We start from the raw sequence: 17,463 nt of genomic DNA, 5'->3' as shown, positions 1-17,463 counted from the left end.
AGTGAGTATTAATATGTCTTATAAAAACCAACCTCGACTTAATTTACCGTTTACTGGCCACTGTACGTTTGCAAAGCGTCCAATTGTAGAGTGTGATGAAAATATTGATGCAGATTTTGCGGTTATTGGGGTGCCATTTGATATGGGATGCCAATATCGTTCGGGAGCGAGATTCGGTCCAAGATCAATTCGTCAGGCATCAACATTATTTTCATTTGGGCATAATGGAGCGTATGACCATGAACGGAAAACGCTATTTCTACCGTCAGAGCAGGTCAAAATTGTAGATGTCGGTGACGTGGACATGATCCATACCGATAGTGAACAGTCATTAAATAACGCAACGAAAGCGATTGAAACACTCTTACAAAGCAAGACGATCCCTGTGATTTTAGGTGGTGATCACTCCATAACAGCAGCTACATTAGCCGCTTATGATTCATATTCTGATATCCATGTTCTACAAATTGATGCTCACTTAGACTTTGTCGATGAACGACATGGTGTTAAGTATGGTCATGGTAACTGTATGCGTCGAGCGAGCGAGATGGGTCATATTACGGGGCTAACTCAACTCGGTATTCGAAATACGTCCTCTTCAAGTTCAAGTGATTATATTGATGCAGTAGAAGCCGGATCTACTATCTTGTCCGTTCAACAGTGTCGAAAGGTTGGGCTGGAAGCAATATTAGAAACCATCCCTAAAGGAAAAAAAGTATATATCACTATTGATATTGATGGATTTGATCCGTCGATTGCGCCAGGGACTGGTACTCCGAGTCATGGTGGATTTCTTTATTATGAAATCCAAGAGTTATTAGAAAAGGTATGCCAACAAAATACGATTGTTGGTGTTGATTTGTGCGAAGTAGCTCCTGCCTATGACCCTGCAGAGGTAACAGCAACATTAGCAGCCCAGTTATTGATTAATTTAATAGGGTATATACATCACTATAATCATGAGGATGTCTATGTTTGATATTATGGTTGTTTTTCCTTATTACAAACCATTGTTAGAGGGGCTATTTACAACATTATGGGTCTCTTTATTGTCTATATTTATGGGTTTTTTCTTAGGATTGGGATTGTGCTCTTTAAGGAATGCTCAGTCGTCTGCTTTAAGGGGGATGACTCGGATTTACATTAGCTTTTTCCGTGGGACCCCTTTGTTGGTGCAACTTGCAATTATTTTTTATTTTTTGCCATTAATCGACATTTTTATTCCTTCTGTAATTGCTGCAGTCATGGCATTAAGTATGAATACCGGTGCATTCCAAGCAGAAATATTGAGAGGTGGATTTAGAGGGCTCCCAAAAGGACAACTTGAAGCATGCTGGACGTGTGGGCTTACTCAAAATCAAACCTATTGGCACATACAGTTACCACAAGTTATAAAAATGACCTTGCCTGCCCTGGTCAATGAAACCATTGATATTATTAAAAACTCAGCGTTGATATCAACGATTGCAGTAGTAGATTTAATGCGTATTGCTCAAACTTATTCATCTACGACCTACCGTCCGTTAGAGTTCTTCATGGCTGCAGGCATTTTATATTTATTGCTGACGGTTTTAGTGAGTTTTATCGGCAAAAAAATTGAATGTAAGTTATTGAACTTATAAGGAAATTTTAATGGATATTGAACTTATTCTTCACTATTTACCACTGTTACTCTTAGGACTAAAAGTGACGGTTTATAGTTGCTTGGTAGCTTTAATTATTGGGCTTGTGATTGGTGTTTTTATTTACCAAATTTCCAATTCTCGTTATGTGATTTTACGTTATATTTATCATGCTTATATTACGATTTTTCGAGGTACACCATTATTAGTACAAGTTTATTTATTGTATTACGGTGGGCCTATGTTTGGCTTGAACCTAGAAGCTGTAGAAGTAGGTATTTTAGGTATGGGATTTTATGTATCTGCTTATTTTTCTGAAATCTATAGAGCGGGATTTAATAGTATTCTAAAAGGACAGATTGAATCAGCATATGATTTAGGTCTTTCTAAATTTCAGATGTTGATCCATATTCAATTACCACAAATGTTGGGGTTGATTATTCCGCCTATCACCAACCAATCGATCATTTTAATTAAAGAGTCAGCTATCTTATCAATTATCACTGTCCCAGAGATCACGACTGCAGCAGTTAAGATGGCAACAGAAACATTTAGTGTTGTAGAACCTTATATATTACTCGCATTAGCTTATTGGACGATCACGTATTGTGTCGGTAAGTTTGGGCAATGGATTGAAACCAAAACAACTAAATACTTAAGTGTAAATCAAAATAAGCAAGAGAGGGCATTCGCATGAAATCAAAGCCAATTATTGAACTTGTCGATATGAGAAAACGTTTTGGTGAAAACGAAGTTCTTAAAGGGATCAGTTTTAGTGTTAACCGAAGTGAAGTTGTATGTATTATTGGTGGCTCTGGTTCTGGAAAAAGTACAACACTGCGATGCATGAATTTTCTTGAGCAGTATAATGAAGGTGAAGTGAGAGTTAATGGAAAATTAATTGGGTATGGGACGGATAGCCAAGGCAATTATTTATTAGCATCACCTAAATTTGTTCAAAGGGATTTATCCGATGTTTGTATGGTTTTTCAACATTTTAATTTATGGCCTCATTTAACGGTTTTAAAGAACGTTACTAAATCATTACTTCTTGTCAAAAAAATGCAGAAAGAAAAAGCCGAAGAGTTGGCAAGAAAAATGTTAGATAAAGTGGGGATGTTAGAGAAGCAGGATTATTACCCGAATCAGTTATCTGGTGGGCAGCAACAGCGAGTTGCTATTGCTAGGGCTCTGGCTACGGAACCCAAAATTATGTTGTTTGATGAGCCTACATCAGCTTTAGATCCGGAGTTAGTTGGAGAGGTACTAAAAGTGATCACCGAGTTATCGAAAGAAGGTATGACTATGGTGATCGTGACACATGAAATGAGTTTTGCCGCCCAAGTCTCAGATAAGATCATCTTTTTAGCCGATGGAAAGGTTGAAGAACAAGGTCCGCCTAGCGAACTATTTTCAAAACCGTGTTCAGAAAAATTGAAAACATTTTTACGTACATGGGGCAGTCGTAATAGTTCGATGCCAGTGTTAGAGACAACGGTTGAACCGTTACAAGTATTATAAAATAAAGTCATTATTTTTTACTTTCATACTTATAGAAAGCAGATATATATGATTGTGAATAAATTTATAAGAAAAAGGTCATTTCAATTGAAGTGGCCTTTCTACTGGCTGATAAGTTTACTCGTAAACGCGCAATTAACCGGTGAAGCCTTATTCGGCTTCACTGATATTGACGTTCCAAGGCATTAAATCGGTAAGATCATCGGTAGGCTGACGCTTCGGTAGCTCAGTAAAGAGATGTTGTAAGTAATAATAAGGGTTAATATCATTTGCCCGGCAAGTCATTACTAGACTGTATAAATTGGCGCTCGCTTTGGCACCTCCTACTGATGTTGAAAACATCCAGTTTTTCCGTCCCGTTGTAAACGGACGGATATCACGCTCGGTTACGTTCTTATCAATACTGATATCTCCATCTTTCATATAAGTGAGGAGTTTTGGCCATTGATTTAACGTATAGTTGATCGCCTTTCCTATCGCACTTTTTGGTAAAGCGGTACTTTGAGCTTGAAGCAACCATTGGTGAAACTCCTCCCAAATAGGTTGTGCATTCTCTTCTCTGACAGCTTGCCGATCACTGCGGGATAAGGTTTTGGTCTCTTTTTCTATTTTGTAGAGCTTAGCGATAAAATTCAGTGCCTTCTCTATTTTTCCTGCCTTTTGCTTGGTCTCGCTTTCTGCGCATCTGTGAATTTTCGTCTTACATGAGCAAGGCAAGCCGCTTGAGTGACATGCTCTAAGCTGTCATAAGCGGCATAACCATCACTTAATAAGTAACCATTATAATGCCCTAAAAAATCTTTAGCACAGGCGGCGGCACGGCTTGGTTGGTAATCGTAGATAACAACCGGAGAGTCGGTAAACTCACCACTTCGATACACCCACATATAAGATTTTAATTGAGCGGCACGGTCTTCTTCTCGTAGCACTTGAACCGTAGTTTCATCTGCACAAATGATCCCTTCTTGTAGTAGCTTATGTTTCATAGCATCAATGATCATTTGGCTTTTGCTGCCAAGCTGAATGCACCAATTAGCCAGTGTGCTGCGGCTAATATCGATACCGGAACGATTAAGGATGTCAACTTGACGATAAAGCGGTAAGGCATCCACATATTTTGCTGTTACGATGGCGGCAAAAGCATCGGCGCTGCCGATACTTTTGGGGATCATACTCGCGGGTTTTGGCGCCGTAATGATTTTGCTACTAGTTTGAGTCTTTTCACATTGTCGACATGCGTACTTAGTGCGTTCATGGCGGATCACAGTGACTTTTTGAGGAATAATTTTGAGTTCTTCTGAGACTTCTTTGCCACATTCATGCAAAGGAGCGTCACAGCAGCCACAATAAGGCGTATTCAACTGATGTTGAATCACTTCTCTATCAAGCTCCTTAGGGAGAGGTTTTCGACCTTTTTTATGATGCTTTGGCTTGGTTTTAGGAAGGGTATTTTGCTGCTCAGCTTCATTGAATGTGCCTTTGGCGATTTTTTCGCTTTGGGACGAAAAACGTTTCGATTTATTTAAGTTAAGTTGCTCATTAAAGTCTAAGGTTATCCTTTATCCAATGATTATATTTCAGATCATGAGGTAATTTCTCTCCTTTAACGATCAAACTTTTGATGTGTTTAAAATGAATGTGTTTACCTGCAATATTGTTCGCCCCAACTATGTCGGCATGCTCTTGATACTGACATATTGAGTTTGTACATGAAAAAGAACGATCATGTCGGTTATTTTTATCTGTATGGCCACAGGCAGGGCAGCACTGACTCGTGTATGCGGCATTAACAAACTTCGGCTCAGGGAGGCCCTTCATTGCCAATTTATATTTCAGGAGCGTTTCAAGTCGCCCATATTGTTGACGAGATAGGATGCGAGAATAATTATTTCTCTTCGTAAAAGGTTTCCGTTTCATTTTCGGGTTGTTTTTTAGGTTAGACAAGTCCTCTAACACAACTTGGCAATTGTACTTATCTGCAATGTCGGTAATTTCGTTGGCGAGATGATGCATTAAGTTAATGGTGTAATTAGAATAGGCATCGATAAACCGTTTTCCTAATTTTTGATTGTTTTTCTGCTTTTCCTCATAGATCTGCTGGTGTTTTTTAAGGTGCTTACCTGTGCATGATCCGGTAAAAATGATAGCCCCCGATATCGGATCTCTAACTGAATAAGCCGCAATTTCTTTAATACCACGATCGATCCCCATAACAGTCTCAGGGCTGCGTTTTTTTATATAGAAGGTAACACTAACCATTAAAAAGAATCGTTCGTCGGCTGTTGCTATTAACTTGGCTACTTTAGCTTGACCTTGCTCTAGTGCGTTCAATTGGGTCGGCGAGCAGGATAAAGGTACGAGCATACCTGTAGATGTTTTGCATTTAACTCTTTTATTTTCTCTGGTATCTATCATATCCAATTCCAACGGCTCTGCTCGCTTATCTTTCGCACTCCAGAGGTTAAGAAAGGCGAACAATCTACCTTTGTCATCTCTGTTTATCATAAACCCATCAGAGATTCGGTATTTTTCAAACGTCAGAGGCCGATGTCTAGGGTTACGCAGAGAGGTCAGATTATTACGGGCTTCGGTTTCGATTTCTTCATCGGATGATAGGCATAACTCATTGAGCCAGTGGTTATAGTCAATAATATCAGGGAGTGTTGTGTGGAAGGATGCCTCTTGGCCAGAAAGTGTAAGCTCCACGTACGAACTAACCTGAGCTAAAACGGATTCAATTGTAGAGGCCTTTAACGCAGAACCAAATGGTAGGGGCCTAACAAGGGATTGCAACTTCTTTCTGATGTTTATCAGCCCCTTCTTACGTTCTACTTTACTTTCCATTTTAAGTAAAGCTTTGGCGTCTTGTTCACAATTCGACAGCACTTTGTAATACGCCATTTCAGATTGTTTAAAAGTTTGGAGTAATGTTTTTTTCTTTTTGTTAGAAAGGTTATGCAGTTCAAATCGGTAGGTTTTAATACATACATTCTTTCCTTTTGGCGGTCTAGTTTTGGGCATTTTAAATACCTCCATTTACAAGGTTAACCGGGTAACCTTACTAGCCACACACCCGATAGCACACGCAGCGCGTCAAGATGACCCATTTGCTGATCACTTACTAGCCACACACCCGATAGCACACCTATACTGCGAAAAGCAGCTCCACTCTCAAGACTTACTAGCCACACACCCGATAGCACACTGAACATAAAAGACGTTATTTTCTTTATAATCATAAGGTTAGTTACAAATTGTTATTTTTACCTTTTATTTTTGATAAGAATAAAAACCAACTAAAAACAATGAGTTAAATTTATGATTGGAAAAAGGCTTTTAAATAATATGCATTTTATTGGGTATCAACTCTGCGGATTACGTCCTATGCCGCCTCGCACTGCGGATTGGCGTTTCGAGTTACGACTTTTAGACCAGAGGATGTTAACTATTACAAAGGTAACGAGTCCGGCATCCTCGAGTACAAGGGTGGTAAGGTAAGCATCAATGACACCCGCACCCTGAGTACAAGGGTGGTAAGGTAAGCACCAATGACACCCGCACTCAAATTAATGATAGCAGAAGAATCAAATAGGTTATTTTTAAGTGATTACTAGCAATATATTGCATTGTTAATTTGATTGCCCTATCAAATTTCAAAGTGGGGCAAAGAAGCGATATGTCAAAAACAAGTTGGGCAGCTGTCGGTACTAATGGCTTCAAACATGCGGTTGGTAGTGCTAAGGGTTATATTCAGGGTATTGCGTAGAGGTCTAAATAATTATCCCTCAGATTTGAATTGGGATTTTCTTACTAACATGGTTTTTGCCCCCCATACCTTATTTCAGGGCTAATTTATAGCTAATCATTATGCTATAAATTATCTAAAGTCACTTTTGAGTCGAGAGGTAAATTATGAGCAAAAAACGGTTGTCAGAAAAAGACCTTTTAGAAGGCTTAATAAGCCATACTGCACACACTGATGAACTCTCTATTGCAAGTGAAAAAAGTTGGGGGACTTATTCGGAAGATGCGGATAAGGCAGATAGCGATTTTCTAGTTGAACGACCCGATGTTTTTGACTCTTCCCGAATTGAATTTGATAAGGGTGAACAAGACGAATACCAGAAACGACAAAAGCCACTATAGCTAGTGGCTCTATTACGTGCTACCTGCAATCAATACTCTATGAGCGGAAGAGAAAGGGCTATTTGAATTCATTTGTCTACGAGTGGGGCCGAAGCCGCGTTTCTCATAGCAAGCGACAGTAGTATATTATTATATTCATGGAATTGGAATCTGTTATTTATTCTGAAAGCACTGACAAATTTAAGTCCAGAACCATGCAAAAAGGCTATGTAAGAAATCACCTAAGTTTTTATTAAAGTGTGGATTTGTAGGGTGTTAATTAAAGATGCATTGAGGTTGTGAACGGCCTTTACTCTACAACAGAAAAATCCACGTATTACTCGGCTAATAAATTAAATATACCTAAAAGCGGATAGTCTCACTTTAATACCTTAGTGAGGATAATATAGACGTAGTCCCTACTAAGGGATATGTGAAGTGGCATAGTGAATTTGGTCACTACATTGCTATGTTTTTGGCCGCGCGATCGGTGTATAAAGCTTGGGATTGTTTGGTCTAACAGCCTCGTTGATTCGAGGTTGTTATGAACCTTAAGAAGTACGGTGAAGTTAAAGTAGAGCAGGCATTCAAAAATAAGCCAACGTGGGAAACCTTTTTAGTTCAAATTGACGGCCAATGGATAAGAAATGGGCTAAATATTCAATCTGAATCTGTTACTACAGACTTACTCACTCACTGAACGTAAAGTTCTACTTGATGGAAAGTTAGTTGAAGCATATACGTATGGATATGGTACTGAAATTTCAACATTATACACAACATTAGTTACCGCACCTTTACCATCATTAATTGCCCGAACAGTAGGGGATAAGGGGGTATTTGATGTCGTGATAAGCGGCATCCCGAAAGTATTACCTGATGGGTTTTATATTTATTACACACCTTTTCCATACGTATCCCAAGATGGTAAGAACTACATAAATACAGCAAATGCTTTGCCAACAATTTACACGCAAGGCGAAAATACGAATTTCTAAAACCTACTAACAAGAGTGAGATATAAACACTGTCAGTAAAAGTATAAATGAAACTGCGGTTTCATAAAGTGCCATTTAAATGAAATCGCAGTTTCCTTTTTAAATATTATGCCTATCCTGTTTTCTAGTCTCAATTTGTCGAAAATATCATTGACCCAATCTCAATTATGAAACTATAATTTCATTAAAATACATAAAGTGAAAGTGTAGTTTCAATATGATCATCAAAAACACTCAGACTAAGCGCGGGGCGGTAGTGTTCCCGAAGAATCTGAAAATCCTACATGACTTGGGCGAGAACATAACGTTGGCTATGATGCGCCGAGGAATAACCCAAGACATGATGCACAAGAGGACTGGTATTTCCAAGCCTACACTGAGGAAAATAGCTAAAGGTGATCCTTCAGTGTCTATCGGCCACTATGTTAATGTGCTTGCTGTACTTGACCTATTAGCGGATCTAGGCAAGGTAGCACTTGATGATGAGCTTGGTAGGAAGCTTCAAGATATAGAGCTATTACAAAGAAAACGATAAGGACTGCTAACGAATGGAAATCTACGTCTACGCTGGTTGGATTGATACAGGCGAACCTATGCTTGTAGGTATGTTACGGTCTTCTGTAATTCGCGGTAAGGAACATTTTAGCTTTAATTACGCCGAGGAGTGGCTGGCTTCCAAGTACATATACCAAATCGATCCAGCGCTTCAATTGTACGTGGGGGAGCAGCACTCAGGAGATGACAGAAACTTCAAAGTCTTTCTGGATTCATGCCCTGATCGCTGGGGCCGATTACTGATGCAGCGCAGAGAAGCGGTGATAGCACGTCACGAAAAACGTAGAGCAAACAAACTGTTTGAAACAGACTATCTATTGGGTGTGCATGACTCGTTTCGTATGGGCGCTCTACGCTTCCGTACCTCGCATGACGGCCCATTCCTTGATGAAAATGAAGACTTGGCCGCGCCAGCGATGATATCACTGACTGAACTGCAGCAAGCAGCAAATGGTGTGGAGGATAAACCTGAGTTTGATAACCCAGATTATCTCAAATGGCTTAACATGCTTATCTCTCCAGGTTCATCACTAGGTGGCGCTCGCCCGAAAGCATCCGTGAGAGATGTTGACAACACCCTTTGGTTGGCTAAATTCCCAAGCCGTTATGATGATTATGACATAGGGCTATGGGAATTTGTTGTTTACCAAATGGCTCTCGATGCTGGGATTAATATGGCAGAATCAAAGGTAGAAAGCATTGGTTCGCATCACCATATTTTTCTTACCAAGCGGTTTGACCGTGAAGGTGATGGTAAAAGGCTTCATTTCACTTCTGCAATGACGCAATTGTCTTATTTTGACGGTAATGATGACGGTGCAAGCTATCTAGAACTAGCTGAATTCCTTACCCAGAACGGCTCAAATACACAAGAAGACCTAGAGCAGCTTTGGGTACGTATGCTATTCAATATTATGGTTTCCAATAGCGACGATCATCTACGTAACCACGGTTTCATTTTTGATACGGCAGGTTGGCGATTATCGCCAGCGTATGACATTAACCCTACCCCGAATGCTACAGGTTTGCACCTAAACATCGATGAAGTGAGCAATGCTCTTGAGGTTGAACTAGCCTTTGAAGTCGCAGAATACTTTCAATTGGACGCTAAGAAAGCTCATGATATTTATCAAAAAGTAGCCACTGCCGTTTCACGATGGGAAGAACTGGCAAAAAAAGCAGGAATAGGGAAAGGGGAACGGGATCTACTCAGGGGTTGTTTTCAAGTGCCATAGACCTTATGTAGTTCTACAAGCCACAAAAATGAAGACGTTTGTTAACTACAGAGCAACCGTAAGCGTTAAATATACATTGTTTGCCCCCAATAAAGAAAGTCCGACATGTCGGAGGTTGCAACTTTTAGAATTTTCTTAACATTAGGAATTATTGCGAAGCTGTTTAATATAATTCCCTAACGAAACTATCGCCCTTCACGAAACTCAATAAGCCTCGACCACGCCAAACACTTGTTTATATTGTTCCCAGTTAGTTGTTCTGTAGCGAGGCTTTGGCATTGATCTAAGTATGTGAGTGAACTTAGATGATCTGATCTGCTCGTAGCTTTAAGCATTAGTTCCCTGATTTAAGAAACAAAGCCATGGTTAGAAGGTTGGTCAGGCTCTGCAAACATTAACGAGGATCCAGATATATTCTCACATCATAACTCAGCATAGAATGATCGCTCAGCGATTGACCCAGATCGTCTATTCAAAACATATAAACCAAGTAGAGCTACCGGAAGGCCAATAACAATTTGATTCGAAGTATTACATTCTCAATATCATTCATTATGATTACTTAATACGGAATTCAATAAGCTATTCGAAACTGGTATTAACCCTACTTTTAGTCCGAAGGGCTTAAACGCTTTATCAAGAATATCTGTTTTAAAAACTCCACGGTCGTTCTCTATCTCAGATATGGTTTTTCTTGAAACACCAACCATTTTGGCGAATGTATCTTGTTTGACACCTAATACATTGATCCGAAGCTCTTTAAGGGCTTGTCCTTGTGTTAGCTCACCCATTAATAAGGTTCGAATAACTTCACTTATTTTGTACTGCCTTTCTGATGCAGGTATTGATGGTGCGTGTTTAGACGCTCTCTTTTTCTCTGTTTCAACGTACTCAATTGAGCTATTAATGGGGGATTGTAGCTGCTCTATCGTTTTTAAACGTTGATTTCTTGAGCGAAGTCGAGCTATAGCCTCATGTGCTGATTCTACTGACGAATCACTTGAACCATCGATATTTTTTTTGTTAGTACTCATACCAGCCCCCATTTTTTCAATTTTATAGTAATGAAATCCATGCCAATGGCTGGCATATCTAAAATTTGCTTTGGTACGCCACTTTCTTCTAACCTTTCTTTTAAAGTAAGGCAGTTTTTAGCTACTTCTTTAAGTTCACTTAATAAGGTTTCTTTAGAGACTAAATCTGATAATGAACTTGCTATACCATCAAAATCATATTCACCACCGACTTCTAATGGTGATTTCCATTTGGTTGTTCTTGGTATGCCATCAGGGTCGGCTTTCATTGGTGCAAAGTCATAAATTGGAGCGAGTTTGATATAACCGTCGCCTTTAATGAAGGAGGTGTTTCTTCCATGATTGTCACTATTACCAAATAGAATATTGAGCAAGTCTCGCTTTACCCATTCAATGACAAAACCTTGAACATCAAATTGAAATCCCTGCTCGGTAACCATATGACTATTCATGATTTTACAAATCAGCTCCCGAATAGTTTCTTCATGGTCGAGAAGGCTGCCAGGCCCTTTATTCAAAATGGAGTAAACAGATTCCATAGAATAGCGCTGAATATTCCGCTCTTTATCAATATAGATATCGAATCTTGGTAGCCAAAGAGAGGGGTAATTTGTACCTTCTTCTAAGCGCATAGATTCAATAGGAATGGTATCGATGCCTAGGTTTGTTAGTTCATGGTAATAATAAAATTCAGCGCGTAAAATATTGCAGTCTATTTGCCCCCGAGCACCTCTAGGATATTTTACTAAATAGTGTAAATCTTGATTTGTTATATCGTCTTGAAAACTATCAATCCAGATTTTACCGTCGTTAGAACAACGTAGTAATAATTTGGGTGCTTCACCACCAGCACCGGTTGCACCGCCAGCCGCTGCTCCTCTTTCTTGGGCATAATCTAAGAAATCACTGGCTCGGTCGATAACATCACTAATTGCAAACAAGAGCGAATCTGATTTTTCAGTTCGCATAGGTAAAGATTCTTTTATTCTCAGGTTACCGACAGGGGAGATAGTGCCATATTTCAACAGAATGAAATTTTGCTGTTCAATAGAGAGATCTTCAATATCAAGCTGTTTGACCCAAAAACCTCGACTTGCACCGCTTGGCATAATGTCGTCAAGAAATCTCAACCAACCCGAACGGCCCATATCATCAAAGAAGAAATTAACTGGGTAATTAATTGAAACGGCATGCATGTCATCTTTCTCGAAGTGAGCGAGTGCATACTCTTTTTGATAGTGAATCTCTGTCGTGACGAAATTACCTTGATCACTTTTAGGGAAAGTAATTTGTGCAATATCAGACCATATTCCGAGTATGTAGGCTTGTATCGTTAGTGATTCCATAACAACCTCTAAATTATTATGTGTATCATACTACTCATAAAGTTCAGTTTCATCAAGCTGTGTAACTTAAAGTTGTCATTATATCTTGGTTGGTAACTCGGATTTTCAATTTCTAAAAACCGATAAATTTCTTTTTTAGTATACTTTAGTCTTCAACTATCTATATACGAACGTTCTAAGTTCACTTCAGGGCACTTGTTACAATTGATAATAATTGCACAATCCATTGCTTCTTGAACAGCCATCGCAATAAGCCTTGAGGTTCGAAATGAATGAGGTACTATCGTCAGCAATGACTTTCTCTACAGCTCATCTCGCCCTCATTGGTTTCAAAGTTCCTACGTTTAAACATCCATCAGTTTAAACGTTATAGTTTATTGATAATCTCTTACCTGATAGCCTTCAAGTTAGAGATATAATCGTTGCACGGTATAATACCCCCTCAAAGCAACCATTTGATCTCCTAAAAGAAGTTGGTAAGGATAGTGTTGGTGCGATCACTTTACTTCCTCCTGAATATCCTTTTAAAAAAGAGCCTCTCAACAAGGTTCGAATAACTTCACTTATTTTGTTCAGCCTTTCTGATGCGGGTATTGATGATGCGTGCTTAGACGCTCTTTTGTTCTCTGTTTTAACGTACACAATTGAGCTATTAATGAGGGACTGTGGCTGCTCTATCGTTTTTAAACGTTGATTTCTTGAGCGAAGTCAAGCTATAGCCTCATGTGCTGATTCTGCTGACGAATTACTTGAACCGTAAGTGTTTTTTGTTAGTAAGCGGATTTAGCCAACGGACTATAATATATCTTCTTCGCAAGATGCTGATGAGCTTGAATTCTGTTCAAGCTCATCAGAATTTAGTGATTAAGTTGGGTATGGATAATGTATAAACGTCATCCCACTGGATTGGAAGGTTGTAAATGCATCTTGACTTGCGATGACGCATTTTCGTTTTTCTAAATCCACTATCACAACTCTATTTTCTGCATAACCAACAAGACAACCTGGGTTTAGGGTTTGTTGATGCTGTGCTAATAAGAGTGAATGTGTCAGTTTTAGGTGTTTGAACCATAAGTCAGCTTGATTAGTGTGTACCTCTCGATGGGTTACATTCACGGAGGCTAACCAATATTTTACCAATGACAACTCAGGGTATTGCTGATGTAATTTTAGATCCCATTGATACGTAACTTCAGGATGATGGTATATGTTTATGCTATCAAATAGGAGTGCTAGCATCGGCGGTTGTGTTCGCCAACGTTGCCAAGTACGTTGAGCATAAATTGATAATTCATCTTGTAATAATGGATTCGGGTTATTTAAAAAAGATCCTTCTGAGCCCCACCAAATAGCTTGTATGTCTACATTTAGTAGCCCTAAAGAAATTTTATCGATAAGATTTATATCGGAAGCGTCTATATTCAATCTTTCTTTTAATTTCGATATTTGTTGTTTTAAAGTGGTGAGCTGTACTTTATCCATCATTTATTCCTCCGCCATCAATTGCGCAAAAGCTGAACCATCCCTACCTGTCGCATTGATGACATAAGGCGCATAAATATCAAACAGCATCTTAGTGTTGCTGTGTCCTAACATTCGTGAGATATAAACTGGGTTTTCAAGTGCCGCCATATGTAGTACCGCAGCAGTATGCCTTGTTTCATAAGGACGACGTCTTTCCAATCCTGCTTTTTCTAATGTCGGATACCAGATATTTCTCGCCACATAATGACAGCTTAAAGGGCGATCTTTTAAGTCGGTAAACACCATATCATCTTGATGATTCTTGGTTTCAACCACTCTTTTCAAGGCCTGATATACCTGCTCATTCATTTTTATTTCTCGACGAGATTTTGGGGTCTTCACATCTGAGAATTTTCCTTGAACCCAGTTTTGTCGAATTTTTATAAGTCTATGCTCAAAGGCCAAATGCTTGACTTGAAGCCCATGGATCTCACAGCTTCTCATACCGGTATAAAAGCGAACTAAATAGTAGTCATACCATTGTGGATCCACATGCTCCATAAAGCTTTGTAGTTGCTTTTTGGTTAATGGGCTAGATTCAGCAACCGTTTCTCGTAATCGTTTATAGCGTCGAAATGGATAGTCAAATTTCAGCTCTTCAGAGGCAACACTAATGATCGAAATTAAAGGGCCAACGAGTGCATTAACTCTTTTCGTGCTAAGTAAGGGACAACCGTCTGATTTTTCTTTATTGGCCAAAGATTCTCGAAAATATTCAACTTGTTTTAAGGTGATTTCATTAATCAATGTATTGCCAAAAAATGGGATAAGGTAGCGTTGAATATCCCCTGAGATGGCTTTGGTGTAAGAGCTAGACCATCGATGAGTTTGACGTTCAATCCATTCACAGGCGTAATCATCGAAATAGGGGTAAAGCATATCTGGGCTTTTTTCACGACGCAGTGCCTCAAATTTGGCGACTTTTTTACTGTTAGGAAAAAAATCACGGTATTCAAACGTATTAAGTTCAAGCTCAGCATTTATTTGCTTCACTGTCGCTTTAGCTATCTTGATGTTTTTTGGGGTGGCCGGCATTTTTGACGTTTCGCGAAAGCGGATGCCAAATACATGTAGATCATACTGAATGATGCCATTTGGTCGGATACGGTAATTCGCCATATCAAATCTCCATTATTTAGAGTTGTCTTTGCCAAATGGAGTTCGGTAAAATACTCACACTGGCTTGACTGGGTTAAACGCTTTAGTAGCTAGTACGAGGCAGAGGGGGGGCATCCCCTTTGTCTCAACTGCTTTTTTACTTACCCTTCCATCCTACCCGTGTTTTTTTTATTGCAAGTCTTCACTAAAACCTCATGGTTACATTTAACCTATGATAGTTTTAAGTTTTTTAAGTTATTGATTTTAATTTATTTTATTGCTCTTCCTTTCTCTGTCTTTTCCTTGTTTTTTCGTCACTCTCTAATTTCTTGAAATATTTCGTAACATTTTTATTGGGGGTTTTTATGTCCGAAATTTTTTTTTTGCACATCTAGCATATAGAGAATGAAAAAAGAGAGAGTGACATGGTTGATAAAATAGCAGTTGAATCGATATTCATTTCAAAAGTAGTACGTTTAGCCCCTCTGAATCCAGATCCTGAGCAGGCGAATTATTTAATGCGATGCCATAGGAAGGTTGGATGTGATGAATTGATCGTCAGGATCAAGCGGAGCATATTTCCCGTAAAAGTACTGGTACATAAAAGAGAAATGTATGCGTTAGAGTCACTTTCAGAGTTGGAGTTGTTGAGCCAAGTAGAGCCCGATTGCCAATGTGAGGTTGCTATCCTTGGTAAGGCGAAAACACTGGATGAGATCCAAACACGTATTGTTGACCACCTTTATTTCAAGGCAAGTTCGTCTTATGGATCAAAAGCTCTATATGGTTTGGAAAAATATTGGCAGGAAGCATTTAATTACCATCCCCTCATGTCCCAATCAGATTACGCCAAAGTACTAGGATGTAATCGCTCTACGTTATCGAGAGAAAGCCGAGAGATTGAGTCGTTTGCTTCTAGCTTGCAGAACAATGAAAAACTAGATGAAGATTTAGCTCTAAACAGTTATCTGGACACGGACTTCTCATGGGATTCGCTGACTTCGCATATACCAGATCTTTTTGTTCAATCTGTTGAGAATTCGGGTGGTGAACATGAGTAATGAAGCGACTAAGTTAAAAAATCAGGATTTGTCGTTTTTCTGTGAAGGCTTTTATGCTTATTTAACAGAATCAAAAATAGATGATTTTTCTATAACTCTTGCGAGTTGGCGAGAAGGTGTTAAAGCCGTAAATGACCTATGCCCTTTAACCTCTGATTTATTATCAAGAAGTTCCTCATATCAAGTATTGAAAAAATGGCACCAAGTCGTCACAGGGATATCTGACAGCAGTAATGTGCTTGAAGAGCGTATTAATAAAAAAATGGCCTTTACGATAGATAAGTTTAGTCATTTTCATCGTTATGTATCGCAGTCGTCTTCATTAGAAAGTGAGGGAGTGGTAAATACCCACAGTTTGTATATTAAAAGATCGGATCTGCATTCTTATCTTACTCATTACCCACTATTTTCGACCTTGCTACTCATTGTATTTAATCGTGAGGAGCTCAAAGCGTCTTTAGTTCATCAGCAAGTTTTATCTTTGCTCGAACAGCCGGATGTGCAATGGTGGCTTCTATTGTTGGCAAGGTTAAAAGAGTACGGCGCAGAACTGAATTACCGAATGTGCTTAGATTTTGATAAAGCTCGACAAAATCTGCCTTCAATTTGGAAAAAAGTGTCTTTATCCGTCTTGAAGGACGCTTCGCTAAATGAACTATTCCGCCTTTGCCAAGCAAACCCAGAATTGGTTGATTTGGCTGGGTATTTTCAGGTAAAACCGAAAACTATTCGCAATCAGAACCGACCCATTTATCAGGCTATTAATCAGCATCAGAGAAATATGATGATAGATGGGTATGAGGTCAACATACAGACTCCAACCGATATCGATGGAGAGTATTCAGAGCAAGCCATATCAATAGCTGAAGAAGCAGCCTCAACGGCTATCAATAAAGAAGAGCTCACGACTAAGCAAGCGAGATTAAAATTTCACCTTGAAGCAGCAGGGATGGCAAATGCTTATCGACGGGCGAACAAAAGACTACCCATGGATAACCAGGTTTTAACCGTCGATGAGTTTTCTACTTGGTTAAACTACAACGCACCAGAGCTAATGAGAGGGAACTTAAAAGTTTAGATAAAACTCAGAGAAAACATTGGTTCTTGTTTTTTCTCAAAGTACTTGGAATTAAAGATTTCGCTTGGGTTCTGATCAACCGAAAAGCGAAAGAGTCTAGTTCCAAAATGCCCAAACAAATTGTTTATGAGCGTAAGCAACGTCAGGAGTTGCTGTTTACTCTTGCCCTGTGATCTGTTTAAAGGCAAGCAACCCCGCTTGGTTCGAAGCAATATTATTCTTCACAAACCGTTTTAAAAGGGACCTTAGAGCTACCATTACCTTGG

14 protein-coding genes and 3 pseudogenes are annotated in these 17,463 nt (G+C 39.2%); 11 read left to right on the top strand and 6 right to left on the bottom strand.

Annotated elements, in window-relative coordinates; all coding sequences use genetic code 11:
* Window positions 1-13 precede the first annotated feature (13 nt).
* The 4 genes and pseudogenes from speB to VRUMOI_RS11315 all read left to right on the top strand — a co-directional run.
* Window positions 14-979, top strand: coding sequence for an agmatinase (gene speB / locus VRUMOI_RS11330; RefSeq protein WP_089139622.1), 966 nt, complete (start codon window positions 14-16; stop codon window positions 977-979).
* Window positions 972-1,622: an amino acid ABC transporter permease gene (locus tag VRUMOI_RS11325; RefSeq protein WP_089139623.1), complete on the top strand. Its 651-nt coding sequence runs from the start codon at window positions 972-974 to the stop codon at window positions 1,620-1,622. The genes speB and VRUMOI_RS11325 overlap by 8 nt, the downstream gene beginning before the upstream one ends.
* A gap of 10 nt (window positions 1,623-1,632) precedes the next feature.
* Window positions 1,633-2,319 (top strand): amino acid ABC transporter permease, encoded by a 687-nt coding sequence (locus VRUMOI_RS11320; protein WP_089139624.1) that lies wholly within the window; start codon window positions 1,633-1,635, stop codon window positions 2,317-2,319.
* A pseudogene (locus tag VRUMOI_RS11315) lies at window positions 2,316-3,071 on the top strand (amino acid ABC transporter ATP-binding protein); the annotation flags it as partial. The gene VRUMOI_RS11320 and the pseudogene VRUMOI_RS11315, both read left to right, overlap by 4 nt.
* A 222-nt stretch (window positions 3,072-3,293) precedes the next feature.
* Here the strand turns inward: VRUMOI_RS11315 and tnpC are convergent.
* Together tnpC and VRUMOI_RS11305 are read right to left on the bottom strand one after the other, a co-directional pair.
* Window positions 3,294-4,681 (bottom strand): annotated as a pseudogene (gene tnpC, locus VRUMOI_RS11310) (IS66 family transposase); the annotation flags it as partial.
* A 1-nt stretch (window position 4,682) separates the two neighbouring features.
* On the bottom strand, window positions 4,683-6,164 hold the full coding sequence (locus tag VRUMOI_RS11305; RefSeq protein WP_162598370.1) for an RNA-guided endonuclease InsQ/TnpB family protein: 1,482 nt from the start codon (window positions 6,162-6,164) through the stop codon (window positions 4,683-4,685).
* Between the two features lie 891 nt (window positions 6,165-7,055).
* On the opposite strand from VRUMOI_RS11305, the gene VRUMOI_RS11295 reads away from it, so the two are divergent.
* From VRUMOI_RS11295 to VRUMOI_RS11285, 4 genes are all read left to right on the top strand, one after another.
* The gene (locus VRUMOI_RS11295) at window positions 7,056-7,289 is read left to right on the top strand and encodes a hypothetical protein (RefSeq protein ID WP_089139627.1); all 234 of its coding nucleotides are present in this window, start codon (window positions 7,056-7,058) and stop codon (window positions 7,287-7,289) included.
* Between the two features lie 523 nt (window positions 7,290-7,812).
* On the top strand, window positions 7,813-7,968 hold the full coding sequence (locus VRUMOI_RS19240) for a hypothetical protein (protein WP_162598369.1): 156 nt from the start codon (window positions 7,813-7,815) through the stop codon (window positions 7,966-7,968).
* Between the two features lie 515 nt (window positions 7,969-8,483).
* A complete protein-coding gene (locus VRUMOI_RS11290) occupies window positions 8,484-8,801 on the top strand; it encodes a helix-turn-helix domain-containing protein (RefSeq protein WP_089139628.1) in 318 nt (105 codons plus the stop codon).
* 13 nt (window positions 8,802-8,814) lie between these two features.
* A complete protein-coding gene (locus VRUMOI_RS11285; RefSeq protein WP_089139629.1) occupies window positions 8,815-10,056 on the top strand; it encodes a type II toxin-antitoxin system HipA family toxin in 1,242 nt (413 codons plus the stop codon).
* Between the two features lie 545 nt (window positions 10,057-10,601).
* Here the strand turns inward: VRUMOI_RS11285 and VRUMOI_RS11280 are convergent.
* Both VRUMOI_RS11280 and VRUMOI_RS11275 read right to left on the bottom strand, forming a co-directional pair.
* Entirely contained in the window at window positions 10,602-11,090 is a 489-nt protein-coding gene (locus VRUMOI_RS11280) for a helix-turn-helix transcriptional regulator (RefSeq protein WP_089139630.1), read from the bottom strand.
* Window positions 11,087-12,436 (bottom strand): type II toxin-antitoxin system HipA family toxin, encoded by a 1,350-nt coding sequence (locus VRUMOI_RS11275; RefSeq protein ID WP_089139631.1) that lies wholly within the window; start codon window positions 12,434-12,436, stop codon window positions 11,087-11,089. Before VRUMOI_RS11275 ends, VRUMOI_RS11280 begins: the two co-directional genes overlap by 4 nt.
* 373 nt (window positions 12,437-12,809) lie before the next feature.
* Here VRUMOI_RS11275 and VRUMOI_RS19515 point away from each other — a divergent pair.
* Window positions 12,810-12,947: pseudogene (locus VRUMOI_RS19515) on the top strand (HipA N-terminal domain-containing protein); the annotation flags it as partial.
* 353 nt (window positions 12,948-13,300) lie between these two features.
* On the opposite strand, the gene VRUMOI_RS11265 reads toward VRUMOI_RS19515, so the two are convergent.
* The gene (locus VRUMOI_RS11265) at window positions 13,301-13,921 is read right to left on the bottom strand and encodes a hypothetical protein (RefSeq protein WP_089139632.1); all 621 of its coding nucleotides are present in this window, start codon (window positions 13,919-13,921) and stop codon (window positions 13,301-13,303) included.
* The gene (locus VRUMOI_RS11260) at window positions 13,922-15,079 is read right to left on the bottom strand and encodes a site-specific integrase (RefSeq protein WP_110410658.1); all 1,158 of its coding nucleotides are present in this window, start codon (window positions 15,077-15,079) and stop codon (window positions 13,922-13,924) included. It abuts the gene before it with no gap.
* Window positions 15,080-15,483: 404 nt separating this feature from the next.
* Between VRUMOI_RS11260 and VRUMOI_RS11255 the strand changes: the two genes are divergently transcribed.
* Together VRUMOI_RS11255 and VRUMOI_RS11250 are read left to right on the top strand one after the other, a co-directional pair.
* Window positions 15,484-16,119 (top strand): hypothetical protein, encoded by a 636-nt coding sequence (locus VRUMOI_RS11255; protein WP_089139634.1) that lies wholly within the window; start codon window positions 15,484-15,486, stop codon window positions 16,117-16,119.
* Window positions 16,112-17,197 (top strand): hypothetical protein, encoded by a 1,086-nt coding sequence (locus VRUMOI_RS11250; RefSeq protein WP_110410657.1) that lies wholly within the window; start codon window positions 16,112-16,114, stop codon window positions 17,195-17,197. Before VRUMOI_RS11255 ends, VRUMOI_RS11250 begins: the two co-directional genes overlap by 8 nt.
* Window positions 17,198-17,463 lie beyond the last annotated feature (266 nt).

Origin of the sequence: Vibrio rumoiensis (assembly GCF_002218045.2) — a bacterium.
In the GTDB taxonomy this organism is placed as follows: domain Bacteria; phylum Pseudomonadota; class Gammaproteobacteria; order Enterobacterales; family Vibrionaceae; genus Vibrio; species Vibrio rumoiensis.
Note: the sequence above shows the minus strand (reverse complement) of the source record. Positions and strands in the feature narration are given on the sequence as shown.

Excerpts from the sequence above, each read along its gene's own strand:
- speB (WP_089139622.1), top strand. The coding sequence starts at position 14 with ATGTCTTATAAAAACCAACCTCGACTTAATTTACCGTTTACTGGCCAC.
- VRUMOI_RS11325 (WP_089139623.1), top strand. The coding sequence starts at position 972 with ATGTTTGATATTATGGTTGTTTTTCCTTATTACAAACCATTGTTAGAG.
- VRUMOI_RS11320 (WP_089139624.1), top strand. The coding sequence starts at position 1,633 with ATGGATATTGAACTTATTCTTCACTATTTACCACTGTTACTCTTAGGA.
- VRUMOI_RS11305 (WP_162598370.1), bottom strand. The coding sequence starts at position 6,164 with ATGCCCAAAACTAGACCGCCAAAAGGAAAGAATGTATGTATTAAAACC.
- VRUMOI_RS11295 (WP_089139627.1), top strand. The coding sequence starts at position 7,056 with ATGAGCAAAAAACGGTTGTCAGAAAAAGACCTTTTAGAAGGCTTAATA.
- VRUMOI_RS19240 (WP_162598369.1), top strand. The coding sequence starts at position 7,813 with ATGAACCTTAAGAAGTACGGTGAAGTTAAAGTAGAGCAGGCATTCAAA.
- VRUMOI_RS11290 (WP_089139628.1), top strand. The coding sequence starts at position 8,484 with ATGATCATCAAAAACACTCAGACTAAGCGCGGGGCGGTAGTGTTCCCG.
- VRUMOI_RS11285 (WP_089139629.1), top strand. The coding sequence starts at position 8,815 with ATGGAAATCTACGTCTACGCTGGTTGGATTGATACAGGCGAACCTATG.
- VRUMOI_RS11280 (WP_089139630.1), bottom strand. The coding sequence starts at position 11,090 with ATGAGTACTAACAAAAAAAATATCGATGGTTCAAGTGATTCGTCAGTA.
- VRUMOI_RS11275 (WP_089139631.1), bottom strand. The coding sequence starts at position 12,436 with ATGGAATCACTAACGATACAAGCCTACATACTCGGAATATGGTCTGAT.
- VRUMOI_RS11265 (WP_089139632.1), bottom strand. The coding sequence starts at position 13,921 with ATGATGGATAAAGTACAGCTCACCACTTTAAAACAACAAATATCGAAA.
- VRUMOI_RS11260 (WP_110410658.1), bottom strand. The coding sequence starts at position 15,079 with ATGGCGAATTACCGTATCCGACCAAATGGCATCATTCAGTATGATCTA.
- VRUMOI_RS11255 (WP_089139634.1), top strand. The coding sequence starts at position 15,484 with ATGGTTGATAAAATAGCAGTTGAATCGATATTCATTTCAAAAGTAGTA.
- VRUMOI_RS11250 (WP_110410657.1), top strand. The coding sequence starts at position 16,112 with ATGAGTAATGAAGCGACTAAGTTAAAAAATCAGGATTTGTCGTTTTTC.